Here is a 4,634-nt window from a genome sequence, read left to right on the forward strand (position 1 = left end):
TCCTTCCCATTTTTGCAAGCGTTCTTGGACAGCGAATCCGTCAGTTCTCGGTCAACTTACACCGTCAGTTTTCGGACGTTATGCTATGTCAGTAACAGTTAATGTCTGCCGAGTACATTTTGAGTGAGGGTAACTATAATGTAATCCTTTGTGAACGTGGAATTCGAACCTTTGAAACTGCAACCCGTAATACTCTCGATCTAAATGCAGTACCAGTCATTAAACACTTGAGCCATCTGCCTATTATCGTAGACCCGAGTCATGGAACAGGCGAAGCTCGTTACGTAAGCGCTATGAGTTTGGCATCCATTGCAGCGGGAGCTGATGGTCTCATCCTAGAAGCTCACAAATCGCCGGAATCTGCTTGGTCAGATGGACAGCAAAGCATTACTCCCGGTGAGTTCTCAGAACTCATGCGACGTCTAGAAGCTCTCGCAACCGCATGTCATAAACAGAGAGCAGGTGTGACGGTTGGATAACCTCGTAAAGGTACTTGATGAATGTCGTGCTCAGATCGATGTTGTTGACCAGCAACTTATAACGTGTTTAGCTAAACGTTTTAAACTCTCTCGAACCATTGGCTTGATTAAACGCGACTCAGATGTTCGGATTTATCAACCCAATAGAGCTAAAGAGGTTAAAGAACGTTACGTGAGTTTGGGATTGTCGCAAGGTTTTCAAAGGAACTTCATTGTGGACTTGTTTCAACTGATACATGAGGAATCGTGTCGTATCCAAAGTACGGAAGAATAGAGTTTTAGTTCGACACAGCAGACGTTTTAACTGGTGATTTGTTGAAATAATACCGGTAATTGTTTGTTCTATAGTGACATAGTAATTACGATCAAGTCTGAATTTGTGTGTACTTTCCCTCTTCGGTTATTTCTTAGGCCGGTTGCCTAGTAACCTGGGTCTGGGTCCTTTTCCAAGCCCAGTAATCGTCCATCGTCAGATAACGGTGACCGGTCGTCCACTTCTCATCCATCTCCATCAACAAAGCACCCAGTAAACGTATGGCGGATGTTCGGTTTGGGAAGATGCGTATCACTCGTTCACGTCGACGAATCTCCTCATTTAACCGTTCTACGCCATTGGTTGTGCGTAGCCGTTGCCGGTATCGCTCGGGCAATGAGAGTACCGCTGTTGCGCTCGTCAAAGCCATCCTCTAACACCTGCATCGCTTTTGGCGCTTTGTCTGCATATTCACTGAGCACCTGGTCTAGCAGAAACCGTGCTGTATCCAAATCAGGTGCATCCAGTATCGCTCGGACTTTCCGGTAAATCTCACCCTGCAGTGACTTTGGTGCTGCATCCAGCAGGTTTCGCATAAAGTGTGTTTGGCACCGTTGCCAGGTATAGCCTGTAAAATGTGAAAGCAACGCTTTGACCAACCCAGCATGGCTGTCCGATACCACTAGGTCTACGCCGTTTAGGCCTCGTTCCTTGAGCCATGAGAAAAAATTGCTTCAGCCAGCTTCGGACTCACCGCCTCCAAGCATAAGACCGAGGATCTCACGGTATCCTTCTTCATTCACGCCGGTTGCAGTCATGGCGCTGCGGGAACGGACACGACCGTCTTCCCGAATCTTGATCACGAGCGCATCCACCAACAGGAAGGGATACTGCTTCTTGCTGGTGGATGATTCCAACCATGCACGGTGGGGTCTAGGCGTTTACACAGCGTTGAAATGGTGGATTTAGAGAAGGAAGTCCCGTGTGACTTTGCGTGTAGATACACCGTTCACCACCATCTCCATGAGAGCCAGTATCAACGCCTGTTCACTTCTCTGATAGCGAAGAAAGAGTTCTGTGGAGAACTGGCTGTTACGTACACGGGGTACTCGTAATGTGAGACGACCCACACGGGTGGTTAAGGTACATTCCGGTACCCCTGACGCTCTTCTTGTACGCTGATAGGGTGTTGCTTGGAGTTGCTTCGATACCTGAGCCAGTAGGATCTGATTGACCACCTGCTCTAATAAGCGGCCAACACCCTCATCTCCATGAAACAAGCCGTGCAAAATCTCCTCATCCACGGTAATCTGGTACTGAGCCACAACGTATCCTTCCTGGTGAATTTTGTCCGCAAACTAATTCTACCGAAGAGGGGGTGGGTGGCTCATCTACGTTTGTAGACCCATAAGGCCTCTTTATTTTTCCATCATTCCTGCTTCAACTATGAACGGTCAACCGAGTATTGGGAAGAAATCAGAACATAAATACGTGACTTTCCGAAGCCACCTCAAGAATCGCCGAGAAATGTACTTCTCTTCTATTACGTTAAAGAACAGTGTATAACCTTACATTAACAATATAAGGCCGTAACAGAAACCATGATTCCTCTCGTTTCATAGAATGCAAAGATAGCATAGACGATTTTAAAAAAACAGTGTCCATTCGAGATCGAATGGACACCATGTCTTTAAATCTAGTGAATAGCTTCGACCTTCGATTTGTTGGCAATAAAGGCTGCCAAGTCTACAACGCGATTGGAGTAACCCCATTCATTGTCATACCAAGCGATGATTTTAACCATATAGTTGTCCATCATCATGGTTGAGAGCCCGTCAACAATTCCAGAATGGGAATCTCCATTATAATCCTTCGAGACCAACGGCTCGTTGGAAAACTGAAGAATACCTTTCAGTGGACCAGTTGCTGCATGAGACAAGGCTTCATTAATGCTATCTACAGTAGCCGGGTTTTTCAATTCAGCAACTAAGTCCACGACGGACACGTTCGGAGTTGGGACACGCATTGACATACCATTCAGTTTTCCTTCCAAGTGTGGCAGCACCAATCCAACGGCTTTCGCAGCACCGGTGGACGTAGGGATGATGTTGAGGGCTGCTGCCCGTGCGCGTCGCATGTCCTTGTGAGGAAGATCGAGAATTTGCTGGTCGTTTGTGTAGGAGTGAATTGCGGTCATCAGACCGCGAGTAATGCCAAACTCGTCATCAATGACCTTGGCAACAGGTGCCAAGCAATTAGTTGAGCAGGACGCATTGGAAACCACATGATGTTGTTCCGGATTGTACATGTGTTCATTGACGCCCATGACGATGGTGATATCTTCATTCTTTGCTGGTGCCGAAATGATGACTTTCTTTGCGCCACCTTGGGTGATGTGCGCTTCGGCTTTTCTCTTGTCGGTAAACAGACCTGTCGATTCCACGACAAGTTCAACACCTATCTTGCCCCAAGGAATTTTTCCTGGTTCGCGTTCAGCCAATACCTGAACTTTTTTTCCATTCACAACAATGTGGTTATCTTCTGCAGTTACATCGGCTGTCAGATTTCCATGTACGGAATCGTACTTCAGAAGCATGGCGAGTGTTTGTGCATCAGTCAAATCATTGACGGCGACGATCTCGACATCGGTTCGCTCCATGGCGGCACGAAACACATTACGGCCGATCCGGCCAAATCCATTAATACCAATATGAATTGTCATGTCTAATTCTCTCCTGTTTCCGGCGCTTGATAATAAAGGTTCTTGCACGCGCACTTCTGTATGCTGAGCCATGAATCATGGGTGAAGCCGTTCCTTCCACACTCAAAACCCAACGAACTCGACAACAAATCGACAACAGAGAAGGTCCATCGGAAACTTTTTCGGGACATTTTATGTCCCTTCGGTATATTTTACGTCCCGGTACTTACAGAATTATTTTATAGTTTGCGTCGAAGTAATGCAAGAGGCAGCATAAAGACTTCAAGTTGTTTATTACGTGCATTTCGTTACCTTAATGCGTCCACGACACATACTTGCTCTTTACTGATACCTGTTGCTTCGCTACACCTTCAGTTATCTTACTCCGGATTCCCGATGTGTCTCTTCAATTAAAAAGGACAACTACACGCCGGCAAACACATTACAGGAAGGTTACGGTTGGCGACGTTAATGCAATAGTGCGCCTAGCTAAGCCAGGCATAACTTGTTAGTGAAAGTCAAACCGAGGTAGGGACCAAGCCGCCTCGTAGCTAGTAGGCCTCTGGTGGTGAAAGCCTAAGTCCTACGGCAATATGTCAACTCCCCGAAACTCGAGAATTGGGATTTCTGTTGGGCTAAATCGCTGTGAGTTAGGAAAAAGACAGCACCAAAGAAAACTTGAATTAGAGTGTTTTGCAGAATTGAGCTTTCTGTTTGAAGTGAAAAAGCGAACAGCCTAAGCCAATTGGTCAAATACACATTTTTTGGTTTTAGTCAGGTTACTTTGATCTCGATGTTTCAGACTTGTCGTCACGCAGTTTGTCGTTTTGTTGCTGTTGTCCTCATGGACAGTGCCGATGCGAGAAGGACAATCGCATTGAGATAGACGGACGTCTTGCCCTTTTCGATACCTCTGACGTGAACATCATCCACCGTTGTTTGTTTATTGTACAATTCCCGCCAGCCTCGCGAATCCCGGTGAGGCGACGAACATCGTCGTCAATGCGCTTCTTTACACCATGCCATAGTTGGAGTTTGAGCATGCTGAGATGCCAAGCGGACAGTCCACCTTCTCAACTACATGTGGGCAGCGAACTTTAACCGGTCTCCGTCGGCTCCCCAATACACCATGTCAAATCCCATGGAGCAGCGTGGTGTACCGTTTGAGGACATTCCAGAAGGTGGTTCTGTTTCTCTACGT

Annotated in this window: 3 protein-coding genes and 3 pseudogenes; 2 read left to right on the forward strand and 4 right to left on the reverse strand. The window is 46.7% G+C overall.

Annotated elements, in window-relative coordinates:
- Positions 1-98: 98 nt before the first annotated feature.
- Positions 99-479: pseudogene (locus J3482_RS19490) on the forward strand (3-deoxy-7-phosphoheptulonate synthase); the annotation flags it as partial.
- Entirely contained in the window at positions 472-753 is a 282-nt protein-coding gene (locus J3482_RS21940; RefSeq protein WP_146824942.1) for a chorismate mutase, read from the forward strand. The pseudogene J3482_RS19490 and the gene J3482_RS21940, both read left to right, overlap by 8 nt.
- 133 nt (positions 754-886) lie before the next feature.
- Here the strand turns inward: J3482_RS21940 and J3482_RS21110 are convergent, their stop codons facing one another.
- The 4 genes and pseudogenes from J3482_RS21110 to J3482_RS22185 all read right to left on the reverse strand — a co-directional run.
- Complete coding sequence (locus J3482_RS21110) at positions 887-1,162, reverse strand: transposase (RefSeq protein WP_236018405.1); 276 nt, start codon at positions 1,160-1,162, stop codon at positions 887-889.
- A pseudogene (locus tag J3482_RS19500) lies at positions 1,071-2,057 on the reverse strand (IS256 family transposase). The gene J3482_RS21110 and the pseudogene J3482_RS19500 overlap by 92 nt, the downstream one beginning before the upstream one ends.
- A gap of 371 nt (positions 2,058-2,428) precedes the next feature.
- Positions 2,429-3,454, reverse strand: a complete 1,026-nt coding sequence (gene gap, locus J3482_RS19505) for a type I glyceraldehyde-3-phosphate dehydrogenase (RefSeq protein WP_206918225.1) — start codon at positions 3,452-3,454, stop codon at positions 2,429-2,431.
- A gap of 789 nt (positions 3,455-4,243) precedes the next feature.
- Positions 4,244-4,634 (reverse strand): annotated as a pseudogene (locus J3482_RS22185) (transposase); the annotation flags it as partial.

Source organism: Alicyclobacillus suci (genome assembly GCF_017329615.1).
GTDB classification, from domain to species: domain Bacteria; phylum Bacillota; class Bacilli; order Alicyclobacillales; family Alicyclobacillaceae; genus Alicyclobacillus; species Alicyclobacillus suci.

Coding starts and splice junctions, on each gene's coding strand:
- J3482_RS21110 (WP_236018405.1), bottom strand. CDS start 1,162: ATGGCTTTGACGAGCGCAACAGCGGTACTCTCATTGCCCGAGCGATAC.
- gap (WP_206918225.1), bottom strand. CDS start 3,454: ATGACAATTCATATTGGTATTAATGGATTTGGCCGGATCGGCCGTAAT.